16 protein-coding genes and 1 riboswitch are annotated in these 19,208 nt (G+C 45.1%); of the genes, 10 read left to right on the top strand and 6 right to left on the bottom strand.

Annotated features, from left to right (window positions below; all coding sequences use genetic code 11):
• The first annotated feature begins 113 nt into the window (after nucleotides 1–113).
• The 4 genes from IEX62_RS08690 to IEX62_RS08675 all read left to right on the top strand — a co-directional run bounded on the left by IEX62_RS08690 (nucleotide 114) and on the right by IEX62_RS08675 (nucleotide 5,358).
• On the top strand, nucleotides 114–1,415 hold the full coding sequence (locus IEX62_RS08690) for a hypothetical protein (protein ID WP_188775024.1): 1,302 nt from the start codon (nucleotides 114–116) through the stop codon (nucleotides 1,413–1,415).
• A 107-nt stretch (nucleotides 1,416–1,522) separates the two neighbouring features.
• The gene (locus IEX62_RS08685) at nucleotides 1,523–2,143 is read left to right on the top strand and encodes a class I SAM-dependent DNA methyltransferase (RefSeq protein ID WP_188775023.1); all 621 of its coding nucleotides are present in this window, start codon (nucleotides 1,523–1,525) and stop codon (nucleotides 2,141–2,143) included.
• Nucleotides 2,144–2,308: 165 nt separating this feature from the next.
• Nucleotides 2,309–2,477, top strand: a riboswitch (M-box (ykoK) riboswitch).
• Nucleotides 2,478–2,710: 233 nt separating this feature from the next.
• On the top strand, nucleotides 2,711–4,351 hold the full coding sequence (locus tag IEX62_RS08680) for an NRAMP family divalent metal transporter (protein ID WP_188775022.1): 1,641 nt from the start codon (nucleotides 2,711–2,713) through the stop codon (nucleotides 4,349–4,351).
• A gap of 437 nt (nucleotides 4,352–4,788) precedes the next feature.
• Nucleotides 4,789–5,358: an SF0329 family protein gene (locus IEX62_RS08675; protein ID WP_188775021.1), complete on the top strand. Its 570-nt coding sequence runs from the start codon at nucleotides 4,789–4,791 to the stop codon at nucleotides 5,356–5,358.
• A gap of 26 nt (nucleotides 5,359–5,384) precedes the next feature.
• Here IEX62_RS08675 and IEX62_RS08670 read toward each other — a convergent pair whose 3' ends face one another.
• Nucleotides 5,385–5,912, bottom strand: coding sequence for a GrpB family protein (locus IEX62_RS08670; protein WP_188775020.1), 528 nt, complete (start codon nucleotides 5,910–5,912; stop codon nucleotides 5,385–5,387).
• Between the two features lie 148 nt (nucleotides 5,913–6,060).
• Here IEX62_RS08670 and IEX62_RS08665 point away from each other — a divergent pair, with 148 nt between their 5' ends.
• Nucleotides 6,061–6,294: a ferredoxin gene (locus IEX62_RS08665; protein WP_188775019.1), complete on the top strand. Its 234-nt coding sequence runs from the start codon at nucleotides 6,061–6,063 to the stop codon at nucleotides 6,292–6,294.
• Between the two features lie 159 nt (nucleotides 6,295–6,453).
• Here IEX62_RS08665 and IEX62_RS08660 read toward each other — a convergent pair whose 3' ends face one another.
• The 5 genes from IEX62_RS08660 to IEX62_RS08640 all read right to left on the bottom strand — a co-directional run bounded on the left by IEX62_RS08660 (nucleotide 6,454) and on the right by IEX62_RS08640 (nucleotide 12,834).
• The gene (locus IEX62_RS08660; protein ID WP_188775018.1) at nucleotides 6,454–7,212 is read right to left on the bottom strand and encodes an SDR family oxidoreductase; all 759 of its coding nucleotides are present in this window, start codon (nucleotides 7,210–7,212) and stop codon (nucleotides 6,454–6,456) included.
• Between the two features lie 196 nt (nucleotides 7,213–7,408).
• The gene (locus tag IEX62_RS08655) at nucleotides 7,409–8,002 is read right to left on the bottom strand and encodes a GNAT family N-acetyltransferase (RefSeq protein ID WP_188775017.1); all 594 of its coding nucleotides are present in this window, start codon (nucleotides 8,000–8,002) and stop codon (nucleotides 7,409–7,411) included.
• A gap of 294 nt (nucleotides 8,003–8,296) precedes the next feature.
• Nucleotides 8,297–9,772, bottom strand: a complete 1,476-nt coding sequence (locus IEX62_RS08650) for a multicopper oxidase family protein (RefSeq protein ID WP_188775016.1) — start codon at nucleotides 9,770–9,772, stop codon at nucleotides 8,297–8,299.
• A gap of 14 nt (nucleotides 9,773–9,786) precedes the next feature.
• The gene (locus tag IEX62_RS08645; RefSeq protein WP_229685686.1) at nucleotides 9,787–11,028 is read right to left on the bottom strand and encodes a multicopper oxidase family protein; all 1,242 of its coding nucleotides are present in this window, start codon (nucleotides 11,026–11,028) and stop codon (nucleotides 9,787–9,789) included.
• A 174-nt stretch (nucleotides 11,029–11,202) separates the two neighbouring features.
• Nucleotides 11,203–12,834: a phospholipase C gene (locus IEX62_RS08640; RefSeq protein ID WP_229685685.1), complete on the bottom strand. Its 1,632-nt coding sequence runs from the start codon at nucleotides 12,832–12,834 to the stop codon at nucleotides 11,203–11,205.
• Between the two features lie 953 nt (nucleotides 12,835–13,787).
• Here IEX62_RS08640 and IEX62_RS08635 point away from each other — a divergent pair.
• The 5 genes from IEX62_RS08635 (at nucleotide 13,788) to IEX62_RS08615 (ending at nucleotide 19,120) form a co-directional block, all read left to right on the top strand.
• Nucleotides 13,788–14,987, top strand: a complete 1,200-nt coding sequence (locus tag IEX62_RS08635; RefSeq protein ID WP_188775015.1) for a saccharopine dehydrogenase family protein — start codon at nucleotides 13,788–13,790, stop codon at nucleotides 14,985–14,987.
• A 17-nt stretch (nucleotides 14,988–15,004) separates the two neighbouring features.
• Entirely contained in the window at nucleotides 15,005–16,156 is a 1,152-nt protein-coding gene (gene nspC / locus IEX62_RS08630) for a carboxynorspermidine decarboxylase (RefSeq protein WP_188775014.1), read from the top strand.
• A 229-nt stretch (nucleotides 16,157–16,385) separates the two neighbouring features.
• Nucleotides 16,386–17,267, top strand: a complete 882-nt coding sequence (locus tag IEX62_RS08625; protein WP_188775013.1) for a protease inhibitor I42 family protein — start codon at nucleotides 16,386–16,388, stop codon at nucleotides 17,265–17,267.
• 433 nt (nucleotides 17,268–17,700) lie between these two features.
• Entirely contained in the window at nucleotides 17,701–18,363 is a 663-nt protein-coding gene (locus tag IEX62_RS08620) for an RNA polymerase sigma factor (protein WP_229685684.1), read from the top strand.
• Nucleotides 18,353–19,120 carry a hypothetical protein gene (locus IEX62_RS08615; RefSeq protein ID WP_188775012.1) on the top strand — a complete coding sequence of 256 codons (768 nt, stop codon included), beginning with the start codon at nucleotides 18,353–18,355 and terminating at the stop codon, nucleotides 19,118–19,120. The genes IEX62_RS08620 and IEX62_RS08615 overlap by 11 nt, the downstream gene beginning before the upstream one ends.
• Nucleotides 19,121–19,208: the final 88 nt, after the last annotated feature.

Genomic DNA, 19,208 nt, shown 5'->3' with positions numbered 1-19,208 from the left:
GCCATGGGCTGTTTTTTATTTAATTCCAGTAGGTGTCGCACTTCATATTACAATCCGTCAGATAAAAATAGTTCTGTACGAGGAGTTATTAGATAAGGAGAAGAGGTGAATAGATGAAAGAGTTTTTATCAAAATGGAAGAGAGCGGTCACGTATAAGGATTCAATCCCTGGTGAGAAGAATACGTGGGGGCATGAAGGGTTATTGTTCAACGTAAAGGGTGGTCTAGGTAGATTAGCGGTGAAATATGGTAGCAATCGTAAAGGGGATTCATACCGATTCGTCATGCTTGGAGATCAGCCGATAATGTATAGCTATGGAGAAAATGAGTATTGTCCAACCTGTAGTCATATACTATCTGTTGGATTAGGGCAACAGCAGGCGGATACGGATCTGATTGATGGGCTCAAGCAAGCTCAGCAGACCGATCAATCGATGCTGGAATCGTTTAAGCAAATGATACCGCTGCTTGCAACTCTTGAGGATGGATATTATATATTGACCCGTATTGAAATGATTCCGACGGATGGAGAAGGAAACTTTTTCTGGAATATACCGCAAGCTAGCCGATTATATCAAGCTACAGCAGATGAGATTTTCTATAAGGAGCAGTTCGGCTGTAGTACGCCTAAATTTCTAGTGCCCTCGCAGCCGACACAGCAGCTCAATCGCGATCGCGTCGATCATTATGTGAATGAGTTAAAGCAGGGCAAACGAATGACGGGTCTAGCATATTATTACAGTGGTTTTATAAGTACATTACTGGATGGGCATCACCGGGCGACCGCAGCGTACATAGAAAATCAAACTATAGATTGTCTGACGATTATACGTGTAGATGGATATACTTTTGCTGCTAACGGTAAACCTGTTCGTTTCTATGCCGCTGGGGAGACATATAATGCAGATCTATTCCAGCAGTCGGAGCAGATGGTACATGATTTGAAACAGCGACCTTTGTTTCAATCCTCTAAGCTTAGTAAAAATAAAGTTGAAGCGATCCTACAAAAGTATGCGAATAGGGAATTAACAGGCAGCCTAATTGAACCATTTAAAGAGTTACCGAAGCGAATCTACCCAGACTATCTACTGGTTGCTTTTGACGATTATACATCGGATATGTCGGCTGAACATATTGATCGTCTAATCGAGCAAGCGGATGAGGATGCACAATTTGCACTGGAGATAATACTCAGGCGACTAGCACTAAACGAATCCGATGACATTTTGCCGATTGCGAAGCGACTACTGAATCATCCAGGATTCAAATGCTTGCTTGAGGAGGTGTTTTATTGTCTGGCACGTATTGATGATGAGCAAGTAGAGGATATATTTATCCAATATCTAATTGATCACGAGCCTGATACGAAGGATCGATGCCGAGAGATCGCGAATGCGTATTTAAATCAGCGCTGAAGTAACAAACAGATCTATCGCAATTCTAGCAGCTGTACAGCTGTACCTATTCATCACTCAATATGAGATTCATCCTTATCTATATCCATTTCTAAAGAGGTGACATCATGGGAAACACAGACAAATTCGAGCAAATGGCAACGAAGTACGATAGCCCCGCACGCATCGAAGTGGCTGTCAAAGCGGCTGATGCCATACGTAGCTATGTACAGGATGCCAGTCATAAGCATGCCATTGATTTTGGTTGCGGTACGGGGTTAGTTGGTCTGGAGCTGGTTAGTGATTTTCGCTCTATCCTGTTTATGGATTCGTCTCCCAATATGATTCATGAGGTAGATAAAAAAATTGCCGCTGCCGATATTCAGAATGCGAGCACAGTATGCTTCGATCTCGAGCAGTATCAAATGAAGGAATGGTCGGCAGATTATATTTTCATGTCACAGGTGCTACTTCATATTGCGGATGTGGAGTCTATTTTATCGCGTTTATATGGAATGTTAAATGAGGGTGGACATGTCATTATCGTTGATTTTGATCGTCATGAGGGAATTGATTCGGAGCTTGTTCATCCGGGCTTTGTGCAGGCAGAGTTGGCAGCGATGATGACTGGAATTGGCTATACCGATATTCAATCGCATACGTTTTATGAGGGTGAGCGGTTGTTTATGAATCAAGATGCGACGATGTTTGTACTCGATGCACGTAAAGGAAACGGTGCTCAAGCATGATCATTTGTCATGATGCAAGCTGTTCTCAAGTTCCAGTTTTAGTATAAAATAACGTTATATCCAGCTCTATAGAAAGGACAATTCAGTTGTCCTTTTTTGTGATAAAAAAGCAGTTGACAACTGGCTAGCACGCGAGTAGACTTACCTTGGATATGAAAATAATATACTATTTCTCGTTAGGCGAGGCTCCTGTACAAACACAGGCTACTGCCCGGAAACATCGAAAGATGCCAATGGGTAGAACAGGTATTGCCGGATTAAGGCTCTACTTAAGGTAGCTGAGTATTCATACTCTACGTTGTACAGTGCCGAAGCTCAACCAGGGGGAAATAAGGATTACATTAGTTGATCCGCATGCTTTTTTGGCATGCTTTATCCCCCTGTGCTGAGGACAGGGGGATTTTTGCATCTCCAGGTATAAGCAGAGTATTAGTATCCATCATGTAATGAAAAGGAGGTGACAGGTATGGGAGACAGGTCTAGTATGCCGGAGCGATCGTGTCGTTTAATTCAATGTTCAACATGCTATGTAATTCAATATGGGATACATCAAGGAGGTTCTTTGTCATGCAAAACCAAGCTCGCAACCTGTCACCTGCCGTACTGGATCAAGCTCATGTAGGAGATATTCATGGTGCATTCGGCACTGTGGGTCAGCATGATACTGCTCAACGTAAATCATGGCTCGCTCGGCTTCGTACATTACTCGTTATTATGGGGCCCGGTCTAATTGTGATGGTCGGTGATAATGATGCTGGTGGGGTAGCCACCTATGCACAGGCTGGTCAAAATTATGGAACTCATCTGCTCTGGGTACTACTGCTACTTATTCCAGTGCTGATCGTGAATCAGGAAATGGTCGTACGTCTCGGTCTTGTTACTGGCGTCGGTCATGCCAAACTGATTTTTGAACGCTTCGGACGTTTCTGGGGAGCCTTTTCTGTGGGCGATCTGCTGTTTGTTAACTTTTTGACGCTGGTCACTGAATTTATCGGTGTCGATCTGGCGATGTCTTACTTTGGTGTGAGCCCTTATGTGTCGGTTCCCATCGCAGCCGTGCTGCTTATTGCTTCGACCCTTACAGGTAGCTTCCGTCGCTGGGAGACTGTGATGTATTTGTTCATTGCTGTGAATTTCCTTGCAATTCCACTGGCTGTGATGAGCCATCCGGTTGCAGGTACGGTGATTCATAATTTTCTCGTACCTGGTGTAGGCTCACACTTTGATTCTAATATGATGCTGCTCATCATTAGCATGGTGGGTACGACTGTGGCACCATGGCAGCTATTTTTTCAGCAATCTAATGTGATCGATAAACGTCTCACTCCACGCTGGATGGCGTACGAACGTACAGATACCGTGATTGGCTCGTTTGTCGTTATTATCGGAGCGGCGGCGCTGATCATTGCAACTGGCTTTGCTTTTCATCATACGCATCTGGCAGGTGCTTTTGTCGATGGAGGTGCGGTTGCTAGAGGGCTGCACACTACACTTGGTTCCTTTGCAGGTGCCAGCTTTGCGATTATTTTGCTGAATGCTTCGCTAATTGGAGCGGCAGCCGTCACACTGTCCACCTCGTATGCAATTGGCGATACGTTCGGTATCAAGCACTCGCTACATCGTAAAGTGTCAGATGCACCTGGCTTTTATATCAGCTATGCACTAATGGTGCTTATCGCTGGGGGCATCGTGCTGGTTCCACATGCACCGCTCGGTGTGATCACTACAGCGGTGCAGGCACTGGCTGGTATTCTGCTGCCTAGTGCGACTGTATTTTTACTGCTGCTATGCAATGATAAAGAAGTGCTGGGTCCTTGGGTGAATAAGCTGTGGCTTAACATCGTCAGCAGCATAATTGTGGGTGTACTGGTCATGCTATCCTTTATACTGGCGGCACAAACTTTATTCCCAGCTATGAATATTGGGGCGTTTATGGAAGCAATGCTAATCGTCTTTGCAGCTGGACTGCTGGTGAGTATCATCATGCTTGTTCGGCAACAACGTAAAATCGATCGTACTCCAGCGTCAGCCGAAGCTGATCGCGTGCTGATTGATCCACGGATGTGGCGCATGCCACCACTGCAACAGCTATCCAAGCCTGTATGGTCCAAAACACGCAAATTCGGTATGCTTACCCTGCGCGCGTATCTATTCATCGCTGTACTCATGATGATCGTCAAAGCGATTCAGCTTGCGCTGGGAATGTAAGCGATGGATATACCGGAACGATCGTCTGGATGGAGTCCAGTCAGGAACAGAATAGATCAGTCTTAAAGCCACCGAATGTATCGTATTCGGTGGCTTTGCTATATATTCCTCGCCGTATCCGTGATACTCTAAAGAGAAGGCATGTAGCTGGCAAGCCTTTATTTTGTCATGTAAAGGGTTAACGTATGTGAAATGCAGCTTGATTTCCCGTATAGCTGTAACGTCAGCAGAATAAGTCTAAAGCTGCGGAAGCGGTGTGCAAATGAACTTTTACAGCATCTGGGTTCTCAGTACATTCATGTAGGCGTTATCACGCAGCCAACAGATTCAAGGCTGCCTGAGATATGAAATTCAAATACATGATCAACGTGTAATCTGCAATCAAAAACAACCTTCTACTTCAATCGCAGTAGCAGGCTTAGAAAATAGGAGGATCTATGTCCTGGAGTAAATTAAAGCAAAATCTAGAAAGCTTTCTTGCCCCTGCTTTACAGGGAAAGGTAGAATATCGTGCGACCAGCTATCGCTATGCGCCTGACAAATCGGGCAATTGTTATATTACGGTCGACAAAAAGAATATTCTGAATATGAAGGATACCACCACAGCGATCCGCTGGTATCAGACAGAGCAGGAGATTAAAAACAATCCGAATATTGATGTCCCACTCACAGCCGAGGATATTGAAGCCGTTCGTCAGGGGAATAACAGCAATATTCCAGAGGATCGGTTACAGGTGATTGCGCGTAATCGCAAGCTGACCGAATGTGCAAAGGACATTTTATCCGCACAGGCAGCGCTGAGTAAGTCGAACTTCGATACAGTGGCGAATCGCTTCCTAGCACGTCCAATTGATGAAAGTCTGGATAGCCCGGACATTATGCTCAATATTCTGGCGCTTATCGATCGTCGTGTAGGGAAGAAGCGTCTGCAAAATATGAGCGATACCGTTAAGCTCAAGCATCCAGCAGTGCAGTATTTTTATGAATTGCGTCGTCGTTCTTTTTAATGAAGTATAGGTGCATAGCTACTCAGCTAGTCATTGGCTGTTCTGCTTGCCCATTCCATCGCTTGATCCATAAGCTCCGCACAAAAGTCAGCTTTGCCTGCTGCATAGGCGGCTGGTTGGTCGGGTAGCAGATGAGCGAGCTGACACTTCAATTGTCCGTATTGCTCGGCAGCCTGAGGATGATGTGACAAATAGCTTTTAAAATTCAAATGCTGCGCAATGCAAATATGCCCTGCTTCATATATATGAAGATGATGGGTGCGATCATCGCCGCCTTTGATAAAATAACGCCGTCCTGGAATACCATTTTCGCCTCGTGCTACATAATGGATACGTGCGAATTGCTCGGTGTAAGCTTCGACTCGGTCAATCTGTTTCACAATGACCAGTATGTCGATAATCGGCTTGGCAAAGCCGATTGCTGGAACAGATGTACTGCCGATATGATGGATAGACACTAGCTGGTCAGACAAAATCGCAGTAAGCAAGGATTCTTCCTGTGCGTATAGGTTCTTCCAGTCAGTTGTCCACGGCATTAGAATAGTCGTTCGCAAATCCTCACCTCATATCGTATATACGTGATTGTTGTGCATTTGTACCAGACAGTATACTGTAAACAGTTAATGTTATCCACGAATTATATTATTCGTCTGTCTTACCTATACGCATGCTAGATACTTCCATTATAAAGGAGCAGAGCCAATGAAGCAGTATACACATATTGAAAAGGAACGCTGTATTGCTTGTGGAGCTTGTATTGCGGTATTGCCCGCCGTTTTTCAGCCGGACGAAGAAGGATATGCTGAAGCTGTATATGAGGGCGATGCGAATCGCGGGGTTACACGTATTCCTTTAGATATGGAATATGATTTGTGGGATGCAGTGGACGGCTGTCCGACTGAGGCTGTTCGACAATCGGAGTATCCATTTGCGTAAATAATCATGCTAATCGCTACAGTTTATACTTCTATAGTTGCGCTGAATAGTAAAAGCCCACGTTCCATAGTAACTGGAAGGTGGGCTTGTTTGCATATGAACTATATTTGGCAAATACATATTATAATCCTTGAGCTAAAAAAAGAAGATGATCGATAGTCAAACCATATTTTTCGTTGAAGCGTACATCTGCTCGGTATATTTATCAATATCATCGCGTGACATTCGCAGACGGTCTGCGGAGCTACCGTAGCCAATCTCCAGCTTGCCTTGCTTGAGCCCTTCAAAAATGCCATCCGCAAATTCAGCCAGCGGCTCGCCATGCGTATGCAGGTCGGCTCCACCCAGATCTGTATTCACCGCTGGCGGTGCAACCTCGATCACTTCGACCGAAGTCTCGGATAGCTGATGACGTAGACTCATCGTAAATGAATGTAGTGCTGCCTTGGTTGCAGAATAGATCGGCGCAATCGCAAATGGGGTGAATGCTAGCCCAGACGTTACATTCATGATCGCTGCGGCTTCCTTTTGTGCTAAAAATGGAGCGAACAGCATACACAGATGCAGCGGTGCATCCAGATTCGTTTCAATCTCCTTACTAAAATACTCCCAGTTGCGGCTAGCATCTGCTTTGAGCATATGAAAACGCTGCTGAATACCTGCATTATTCACCAGCACATTTACCTCAGGACAATGCTCCTTCACCCAATCAAATAATGCAACACGCTCGGAAGCAACACTCAGATCGCATACTCGGATTTCCAGCCCGTCTAGCTTGGATTGTGCTTCCTGCAAAGCGGCTTCCCGCCGACCGCATACAATAACACGATTCCCCGCCTCGATAAATCGCTCTGCAAAAGCGAGTCCAATTCCTGTCGCGCCACCTGTGATCAAAATTGTATTTCCTGACATATTCATCGATATCCCTCATTTCTTGGATTATTGTCGCTACAAGCGTTTGGAGTATAGCTACATACAGGATCAGACCTAATGCTTCGATGATTCCGTTCATTTTGTTCGATATTGAAGTCTGCTTGTGCTGAATGCGAAGATCGCAATCAAGCTTGAGAACCATTACCCATAAATATAGGCTGTAGTGACAGCATGATAAAATTCATTCATATTCCGAACCGCGTACTCTGGCAAAGATCATCGTATTCGTAAGTGAGCCGTGCGAATCAAGCTTATAATTACGAAGTGTGCCCTCTAATGTATAGCCGCAGCGCTCAGCAACTCTGGCACTCGGCATGTTGTTTGCGTCACAGCGAATCTCGATCCGATTGGCGCCTAGTCGCTCTATTGCAAACTCAGTAATCGTACGTACCGCCTCGCTAATATAGCCCTGCCTGGTAAAAGAGGTTCGTACCCAGTAGCCAATTTCAAATTTGCGTACTTGCCAGTCTATTTGGTGTAGACCACTGCTGCCCACAAATTGTCCGGTTGATTTCTCAATCAGCAGTAGCTGTAGATCCTGACGCTCTATGAATTTCACCTGCGCCAGACGTAAATGGGCCTCGGATTCCTGTACAGTCGGAATTTGCTGTGCCCATGGCATCCATGGCTGTAGCTCGGTCATACTCTCACGAATCGCTTCATTCATAGCGGCTCCATCTCCAGCCTGTGGTGCTCGAATGAGCAGACGATCGCTTTCTAATTGCGATGGGATGTCTAGTAAAATCGGGTGCGTGGAAGAAGGACGATTGGGCATAGAAAATGCTCCTTTCTGGCATTGTTTTCTGCAAGCTTGTGCTCTATCGTACATACTATTTGAGCAAGGAGCAAGGAGCAAGGAGCAAGGAGCAAGGAGCAAGGAGCAAGGAGCAAGGAGCAAGGAGCAAGGAGCAAGGAGCAAGGAGCAAGGAGCAAGGACGATTAGATAGGTGCAGAAATCTACGGAGTAAACATAATGAGTATAGGTGTAGATTTCTGCACTTTACTATTAGGGGATGCAGCTAGGTGCCATTACTTTCATGCGAATAATTTCGTAAAGAGCATATAAAGCTTATCTTGCCATTTCATTCATCAAGCTTGTATGATCCATTGAACTCATTGAACTCATTGAACTCATTGAACTCATTGAACTCATTGAACTCATTGAACTCATTGAACTCATTGAACTCATTGAACTCATTGAACTCATTGAACTCATTGAACTCATTGTATCATCTGGCTTAGAAGAATCAGTTTCGGTTCCATGTACGACGAAATTAGTCATTAACCCTCCCATCTCATCTGCATCATCATCTGGATTCATAGTGTGATCGAGAATATGACAGTGAAACATCCATGTACCCGGTGCATTGGCGGTGAATTCGATATCAACCGTTTCTTCCGGTGCAACGGAAATGACGTTCATCGCTACAGGCTTGTTCAGATGATGACCATCCTGAGCGACAAGCTTGAATGTATACCCATGCAAATGCATTGCATGAAACGATTCCGCGCTGCTATTGACGATGCGAACCAGTACATGCTGGCCCTGCTGGATCGATAGCTCAGGTGAATTGGGATATGGCTTACCATTTAAGGTGAATACATTTTCCTCTACCTTCTGATCGACGACAAAGGAGCCGATATCGAATAACGCGTTCACATCTGCGTCAGGGTATTCCTTGCCCTGTGCGGGATCGATCAGCAGTACACCATGCAAGCCGTGATTGATCTGCTTATCCATATCGGTTGTGCTGAAATAGCTATGAGTACCAACCATATCGCTCGTGATCGTAAAGGTATATTGGAATGAAGCATGTGGTGCAACGGAATGCTGCGGAATACCGCCCATATCCGCAGGAATAGAGATACCGCTAAAGCCAAGGCTGGTAGGCTCGGGCAATTCATTTTTTAATACAATGCTGATCGTATCGCCGACCTTTGCACGTAGCAATGGCCCGGAAATCTGTCCGTTATAGCCCCATCCCTGAACATTTTTCTGTTCATACAAATTCCAGACGAGTGGAGCGGCGGTTAATGTAAATTGCTTCGTTCCATTAGCGAGCACCTTTGGCTGTAATGCCTGCTCGTTCATCATATTGCGTGCCGCTTGATTTTGAGCCTGTATCGCTGCTTTGCTCAGGGCGTTAGTATCTGCATCCAGCACGCCGGGTGTTATGGCATTGGTTGCAAGCGGTGGCTCATTTAGAATGATATCGCGGGTGGATGCTTGTTCTGAACGAGCCGCATGTAAAGTTAAAGCCACAGTCGCAATAGAAGAAGTAGAAAAATTAGCAAGACTAGAGCCAGATTGCGCAAGCATCGGCTGAGAAGGCAGCGATATGAGCAACAGACAGAGTACGAGCAATGCGATTGTTTTTACAGGAATAAGCGTTAAAAAGCGATTGGATCGAGCCGAACGCTGCAACTGGCGAAGCCATCGCGTAAGATGTTGCCCCCATAGCAATGAATGCAAGTTATACAGATAAAAGCCTAGTATACAAGCGATCATACAGCCTGTTCCAATCCATAGCTGATCATTTGTCATATAGTCAAGCCTCCTTACTTCACATGAACAAGCGTCATCATACCGCCCATATTGTCCGCTGTATCGTCAGGATTGGATAGCTCGCTCGCAATCGTGCTATGGAACCACCAATCGCCTGCACGAGTAGCGGTAAAGGCAACATCCAGTGTTTCACTCGGTGCGATGGACACGACACTAACCTGCTGTGGATCAGGTAAAGGCTGACCATCCTCAGCAACAATCGTTAGCGTATAGCCATCCAGTGTGATCGCATGATAATCCTCAGCGCTGGCATTAACGAGGCGGAGCAGTACACGTTGTCCTTTTTGTATATCCATTTGTGGGGTATATGGATAGGCTTTGCCGTTGATCGTAAATACATTTTCAGGATCAGCTCCATCGACCTTGGTCGCCCCGAGCATGAATAGCTTATCCACATCATAGGAAGGCGAGGCTGGAGTAGCCGTTGTAGATTGATTTGCTTGTGTAGCTGGCTGATCATCCACAATAATGGCGCCATACATTCCCGCATCGACTTGAAAATCATCATCATAATGACTGTGATACCAGTGAGTGCCGACCATTTGCTTAGTGACCGTGAATTTGTAGTCAAAGCTACCATTAGGCTGGATCGCTGGATTGGGCATACCGGGTACGCCATCCATCGCATTGGGCACCTGTAAGCCATGCCAGTGTACCGTCATCGGCTCATCCAAGTGATTATTTACAACAATGTCTACCTGATCACCAACAGTCACCCGAATCAAGGAACCCGGAATACCACCATTAAAGCCCCAGCCTTCCATTACCTTGCCCGGATATAAGCTCCATGTAAAGGTAGAAGCATTCAATACGAACTGCTTCGTTCCGTCCGGCAAAATAGTAGGGCTGAGTGCTTGCTCATTCATGAGACGAACAGCGCTCTGATTTTGCTGCTTCATTGCGGTATCCGTTAAGTTGAAATCCGCTCCAGTCGATGCTGTAGAAGAACTGTCGGTTGATGATGCAGTAGACATGGAGGTCGTTGTACCTGTAGTCGAAGCGTCCATGTCAGGCATATCGGGCATGCGATCCGCGCTGGCAGTGGGCATGGAGCTGGTAGTGATAAGCCAGGATGCCAGCACAGTCATCAACAAACAGCCGATCACGACACGATCGATCTTTTGCTTCCAGGCATGGGGTTCATAGATATGAAGCGAGCTAATTTGCTTGATCGTCTTAATGATCATCCATGTAAACAATAGCAGCATACAGGCAATCAGTAGTTGTTCCATCATTCATCTCATCCTTCGTTATTGAAAATATACAGCGCTGTGACGATACCTTATTGATGCTCAGATGATGAAAACAAAGCTGGATACCGCATCGACTAAAGTAGTCGGTATCCAGCCTTGTTTATGTTCATCGCGCCATTCAGTCTTGCTTGCTAGCGTTGGTATAAAGAATACATGTTACTTCATATCTTTACTGATCTGTGCGATATACTGCTTGGCTTGAGCGGCAGCATCCTGTTTACTCTCGACCTCACCGGTGTGAGGATTAAGGAAGAGTGGGGTATTGCTAACCTTGCTATTGAAGTCGAACATATGCAGTAATGTACCTGCCACCTCGTCCATCGAATGATCGCCGATACGTCCAAGCTTCCAGTTGTCTTCGATAAATTTCAAAATACTTGTCTGATCTGTCATCGTATTATCGACAAAGTTCTGCTTCGCATATGGCGAAATGATCAGCAATGGTAGACGCGGACCATAGCCTGCACGATCCTTATAATCGCCAAGCTTAGGTGTGCCTGCATCACCCTGTCCATTCAGTGTATCCAGCTTTGGATCATTGGAGCCATTGACGAGCGGTGCCATCACATGATCATACCAGCCATCCGAATCGTCGTAGGCGATGATGACTGCTGTGCTTTTCCACTCCGGTAGCTGTTGTAGCTTGTTAATCGTGTTCGTCAAAAATACCTGTTCATCGATTGGGTCGGAATAGCCAGCATGACCGTCCTCATACATCGGTGCTTTGAGAAAGCTTACTGCTGGCAGATGCCCTGCATCAGCAGCCGTCCAGAAATCCGCCATATCATATTGATGGTTAGCCTGATCTGTTTTGCCAATCATACTAGCCGCGGATGGTGGAAGATGGTTCGGATTCGAGGTTGATTTATAATATTGGAATGGTTCATGATGCTCGCTGTAGTCTGTCACGGAATGACCACCGATGTTTTGGTGCTGTTCATTAATATTGCGGAAGCCACCCTGGAACCAGCCCCATGTAATGCCTTTATCATTAAGTAAATTGCCGACGTTTTTATTCGTATCATCCATCGCGGCAGTCGTTCCTTTGGATGCTTTATCATAAAATGGATCATTGTCCTCGGTAATGGTACGTGTATCAAGCTGGGAATCCGCAAGCTGTCCATGCTGCGTGCTATTCGCAGTATACAGGCTTACTCCATGTGTCTGACCAGAGATTAGATTCAGCGCACCCGGTGTGGATGGGCCATAGCCTGTGCCAAATGAATTATCGTTTAATGTGTAATGCTGTGCATAGTTCCACATCGCCGTTACCGTATTCCCGTCAAAATAATCCATAACGACGCTAGAGCCTTTACCACCGTATTTTACGAATTGATCCATTTTGCCACCGTTAAATGCACTTTGCTCAGCGGAATAATTATGATCCATGTCCGCAGTCAATGCCTGTGACCGATCAAGTCGCTGTGGATTCGCACCATTTGGATTTTTAGTCAATAAAACGCTACTCAATCCATTCACCGTTGGTGTATTAGAAGCGGCCTTGAATGCAGGCTCCCCTTTAGGATTTAGCGCATACGGATAGGTGCCAAAATAATGATCAAATGCGACATTCTCCTGGAATAACACAACCACATGCTTAATAGGAGTCGTTGTCATCGAAGCATTGGCGCCAGTGTTGTTTGCTTTGGAGGATGAATGGGCAGTCGCTGCTTGGGCCTCAGCTGTTAGAGGAAGGAGATGGACAGATGCTGCGGTAAACGCGAGGAGTGAGCTTAGCGTTGTAGCCATAAACAACTTAATCGGAGTGGACATCAATTTCTTGGTCATGATAAAGCCTCCATACATATTTAAGTAATTGCATATATAGTATGGATTTATTTTATTAAATCTAATGAATGTAACTATGTACATCATGTAAAACTGTAAGATGGAGCTAATCTGCTTACTTGCAGTTGGAACCCAGCATGATAAGCTTAACATCAGGCAATTTCAATCAATTATCAAATACTGTCAGCTATGATTGTAAAGGCAGTGTTATTTTATCGCTTCTTTCTATAGCAATGATCAATAATCGTGTAACAGATAAATAGACGAGATTATAATGAACTAAAAGAAGAGTTTATGTTAAGAGCAATCAATAACATGACTATTTATAATGTAATAAGTATAAATATACATTCGGAAAATAAATCTTCCTTCATAATAAGCAGTGATTTTGAAGGTGACAGATGTAATATTCACTGTACATAACCCTGAATATAAGCTGGTGCAGAGCAAGGAATCGTTTTACACTCATTTCATTGTAATTAAATAGCGCCCTAATAAATGATAGCTACTCTATACTCAGCTACAATATCCATTCGCTGGAAGACGGAATCATACAAGCTCAATCTAGTGCAATTCTCCAATCCAGATCATTCAGGTGATGACATGAGTTCGATTCCTTGAAAGCAAATCTCTTTCATCCATATAAAACGTATAAATATCCATTTTAAAAAATTGAATCTTATCCTATCGAAAATACCCACATCATTTACTGCGCTAAAGCTTGAAAAATAAAGTATTAACGTGCATTTCAGAGCATTTCAAAGAAAAACTGTGACTAAACATGTGCCATAACGGAATTTGTCGATTTTTATTGATTAACTGCGGATAGTTATGTATAATCAACGTTGGCGTTTTTGATTGGCAGGTGAGCACCAAGACCTGTCCATTAGCATGTTCAGGCATAACCTGACAGATTAGAGCAAAACGAAACGGACTTTAAGGAGGTCAATATTTTGGGAAAAGCGTTAATTATCGGCGCCGGCGGCGTGGCTAGTGTGGTTGTACACAAATGCGTTCAGAACCCTGATGTATTCGAGGAAATCTGCATCGCAAGCCGTACAGTTGAAAAATGTGAAGCTTTGAAAAATAAATTGGACGGAGGGAAGACCAAGATTAGTACCGCGCAGCTCGATGCCGACAATACGGACGAGATCATCGCTCTGATCGAGAGCTTCCGTCCTGACGTTGTAATCAACGTTGCGCTTCCGTACCAGGATCTGACCATTATGGACGCATGTCTTGCGACCAAGACTCACTACCTGGATACAGCAAACTACGAACCGCCTGAAACGGCAAAATTCGAGTACAGCTGGCAGTGGGCTTATAAACAGAAATTTGAAGAAGCTGGCATTATGGCTCTGCTTGGATGCGGCTTTGACCCAGGCGTAACCGGTGTATTCTCCGCTTATGCTGTAAAGCACTATTTTGACGAAATCCACACGATCGATATCGTGGATGCGAATGCGGGTGACCACGGGTATCCGTTTGCAACGAACTTTAACCCGGAGATCAACATTCGTGAGATCACAGCGAACGGTCGTTACTACGAAAACGGCGAATGGATCGAAACTGCTCCATTGTCCGAGAAAAAAGTATACGATCTGCCAGAAATCGGACCAAAAGATATCTACCTGCTGTACCATGAAGAGCTGGAGTCCCTGGCGAAAAACATCCCGGGTATCAAAAAAATCCGTTTCTGGATGACATTCTCGCAAAACTACCTGACTCACCTGAAAGTATTGGAAAATGTAGGCATGACTTCGATCGAGCCAATCGAATTTGAAGGCCAACAAATTATTCCACTGCAATTCCTGAAAGCGATCCTGCCTGATCCAGCTTCCCTCGGTCCAAGAACGAAGGGTAAAACAAACATCGGTATTATCGCTCAAGGTACAAAAGATGGCGAAGAGAAAACATACTATGTATATAACGTATGTGACCACCAGGAGTGCTACCGTGAGGTTGGTTCCCAGGCGATCTCTTACACTACAGGCGTACCTGCGATGATCGGCGCAATGCTGATGATCAAAGGCGAGTGGATGAAAGCCGGCGTTTACAATGTAGAGGAAATGAACCCGGATCCATTCATGGAGCAACTGAACAAACAAGGTCTGCCTTGGCAAGAAGATTTCTCGCCAACGCTGCTTGACTAAGGGTAAGGGAGAAGGAAATGACCGATAACCTGAAACCGATTGATTACAGCACTGTTCCCTCTCCAAGTTATGTTGTTGACGAGCGTCTGCTCGTGAAAAATCTGGAGATTTTAGATTCCGTACAACAGCGTACAGGCGCGCACATCCTGCTGGCTCAAAAGGGCTTCTCGATGCATGCACTGTACCCGTTGATCGGGCAATATTTAAAAGGTGTAACGTCCAGCTCTCTGTTCGAGGCACGCCTCGGCTATGAGAAAATGGGTAAGGAAACGCATGTGTATGCACCGGCTTATGTCGATGCAGAATTCGATGAGATGATGAAGTATAGCGACCACATCGTTTTCAACTCGTTCTCCCAGTGGCACCGTTTCAAAGACCGCGTACAAAGCGCGGACAAAAAGATCAGCTGTGGTATCCGCATCAATCCAGAATATTCTGAGATTGAAGTGCCACTGTATGATCCTTGCTACAACTATTCCCGCATGGGAACAACGCTGGACAACTTCGACGAAAGCGATCTGGAAGGCATCGATGGTCTGCATTTCCATACGATGTGTGAGCAGAACTCCGATACACTGGAGCGCACACTAAAGGTCGTGGAAGAGAAGTTCGGCAAGTACATGCACGGAATGAAATGGGTAAACTTTGGTGGAGGACACCATATTACCCGTGCAGATTATGATCTGGATACACTGTGCCGCTGCATTACGCATATCAAAGAAACGTACAATGTTGAAGTGTACCTGGAGCCTGGCGAAGCGATTGCGCTGAATGCGGGTTACCTCGTCGCTACCGTTCTGGATACAATGAAAAATGGAATGGACATTGCGATTCTGGATACGTCGGCAGAGTGCCATATGCCGGATGTACTGGCGATGCCATATCGTCCGCATATTATCGGTTCCGGCAAGTCGGGCGAGCATCCACACACCTATCGTCTGGGTGGACTGACCTGTCTGGCTGGCGATGTGATTGGTGATTACTCGTTCCCTGAGCCGCTGCAACCTGGCGATCGTCTCGTATTTACCGATATGGCGATCTACAGCATGGTGAAAAACCATATGTTCAACGGTGTGAACCTGCCTTCCATCGTCAGCTACAATGACGAAGAAGGCGCTCGTGTTATCCGTAAATTCGAATTTGAAGATTTCAGCGGACGCCTGTCGTAAGCTGTGCTTTAAAGGAAGAATAAATAAAAATGTGATTTTCAACCCTCTCGGTGCTATTGGTGCATCGGGAGGGTTTTTTATATCTATTTTTGAATATAATATATACCCGTTGCAACAATAACAGGTGGTGTAGTGTGTATTGGATAGACAGTAAGCAACAGCAGTGTCAACGCAGCAATATAATGATTTATAAGTACGAATAACAACGTGCTAAGAGGAGAGAGCCAAAATGACCAACCATATGAGTGAACACCACCAGACAAAAACAAATACAAAAACGAAATCGCGTCGTTCTGGATTAAAAGTGATTGCATTAACAATAGGCTGTCTTTCATTACTGGGAGTAGGTAGCGGAATGATCTACGCAGCTCCTCAGCTGAATACGTATACCCCACAACAACCGATTACTATTCAAGCAATTGATGCTAGTAGTGAAGGAGATTCGGCAGTGAATGAATCCAAAGTTGTGAACAAAACAATGGCAGCAATCACAGGTCACACATTTACAATCAAGCTTCAGGAAAATGCATCAACTGGCTATTCGTGGAGTTACAAAGCAGATCCACAGTTGAAGTTTATAAAAGAAGTAGAAGTATCCCCAATACCTGCTAGCGTCGACCAGAGCAATGCGCCCATCGTTGGTGTACCTAATGATAAAATATGGACATTTAAAGCAACTGAATCAGGTACGTATAAAGTAACATTTCAATATACACGTCCGTGGGAAAAGGATACCAATCCCGTCGAAACTGTGGTGTATACGATCAAAGTGAGCGACAAAAAAGCAGCAGATCAATCGAATGTGATCAACAAAAAGATCGAGGCAGTAGCAGGCCAAACATTCAATATTAAGCTGGAGCAAAACGACTCGACCGGCTATGCGTGGAGCTATAAAGCCGATGAACAACTGAAATTTGTGAAAGAAGCTGAACAGGATACAGCTTCCAAAAGCAAAGACAGTGATCCGATCGTAGGCGCACCAACTAACAAAACATGGACATTCCAGGCGAGCAAGCCGGGCACCTACAAACTGACATTCAAGTATGAACGTGCATGGGAACAGGGTGCAAAACCAGCGAAGACGGTAGTGTATACTGTACATGTCAAATAAAAACGGTGGCCTAAAGCGAGCATGATGTAAGTTATAGCTTTAAGCTGATGCCAATACCGGGCAAAAAGCATTCCGAACCCTATTTCGGAATGTTTTTTGCCTGTCTGTAGTGGCGTACATCTGCAATCGATTTTTAAGGGCTATAATAGGCACTTTTACTGGCATAACTGTCTAACAGAGAGCGCTAGTTTCAGCCACAAACTCCAACAATTGAGCAACAATCATTCCGTTGTCGTTGTGTACTAGATACAGTACCCAAATCCGAAACGATAACGACAGTATCCGTATAATCACGTATAATGAAAGGGAGTCAGATAAAGACAAACAACAAGCCGTTTATACAGACTAACGTTAGCAACGCGCTGTTCGATGACTGATCATCCCATTTCAAAAGTGAAACCCATTCTTAATTTGTCGTGTAGGAGGTCATTTTTTGTTTGAGACAGGTACTTCTATATATAATCCTTTTCAAGCGCTGAAAGGTAGAGTAAAGCAGACTATTGCAAGCCTGACTTCGATCTGGAAAACGATGGTCGATAAAGAGCAGCCTGAAACGCATAGCGAAGCTGCTCGTAACAACGTAACGGTACTGGAGCCATCCGGTGCAAGGCGAGAGGAAATGAATCGCCAGGCTGAACGAGTGCTGGAGCAATACGGGAATTCCATTTTGCGTCTAGCCTATTCGTATTTGCATAATATGATGGAAGCGGAAGATATGGTGCAGGATACGATTATTCGGTACATGCAGTCTGCACCGGAATTTAATAGTCCGAGCCATGAGAAGGCATGGGTGCTACGAGTTGCGATTAATTTATGTAAAAATAAAATTCGGTATAATCGGGTTCGTCAAACAAGCGAGCTGGATGAGGGACTGATCGCAGACGAAGAGCAGCAGCTTCAATTTGTCTGGGAGGCGGTCAAGCGATTGCCTGACATGTATAGTGAGGTAATGCACCTGTTTTATCAGGAGGGTTACCCGACTGCTGCAATCGCGGAGATTATCGGTAAAAAGGAAACGACTGTGCGTTCATTGCTTCATCGTGCACGGGAAAAGCTAAAGCAGGTACTGAAGGAGGAGTATGACTTTGACGAGTGAGCCGCGCAAGCGCAACAAATACAACGAGATTATGGAGCGGGTTCAAGTGACTCCAGAAATGCATGAACGCATTATGGGACGAATTCGTACGATGGATATTCCACAGCAAGCTCCACCTGCGAAACCAACGCTATGGACACGCTATCGCAAATATATGGTTACCGCAGCAAGCTTGATTGTTGTATTAGCAGGCGTGCTGGCAGCACAGCACGGATTTGCTCCGGGTACAAGTACAAGTCAACAGCAATCGGTCACAGGAACGAACGCACCGGAAGTGAGCAAACAACAGGTGCCTGAATCGACTAAAGCGCCACAGTCCTCAGATATGATATCGCCTTATAGTAGCACTGTACCAAATAATCGTTCAATGGCAGTTACAGGTACGATGAGCTATGCATCACTGGCAGAGCTGACCCAGGCGGTTGGTTATGAGGTGAAGCAGGTGAACAAACTACCATTCCAATCGACGCAAACGCAGTATTCTGTAATTGGTAAGCTGGCAGAAATTCGCTATATAGGTAGTAGCAACGATCTAACCTTCCGCATGCAGCCAGGCAGTGGCGATATTAGCGGAGATAATGGAGAGTATAGCAATATCCGCACAGTAACCGAGAATGGTGCTTCGGTAACGATGAAAGGCTATGACAAGGGCTTTAATCTGGCAATATGGGAGCAAAATGGGTATACGTATTCGATTATGCTACAGCAGCCGATTAATAGTGAACATCTGATTGAAGCAGTACGTTCGGTAAAATAAAAGCTTTTTACACCCGAAGCCGAGTAACCCGAATCGATTAGCGAGGGAGATCAATGAATAGCGTATCGATTGAAAAGTAATATCGATT

The organism is Paenibacillus hunanensis, from assembly GCF_014645615.1.
Taxonomy (GTDB): domain Bacteria; phylum Bacillota; class Bacilli; order Paenibacillales; family Paenibacillaceae; genus Saccharibacillus; species Saccharibacillus hunanensis.
The sequence above is the reverse complement of the archived record's forward strand: the minus strand, read 5'-3'. Positions and strand labels throughout refer to the sequence as shown.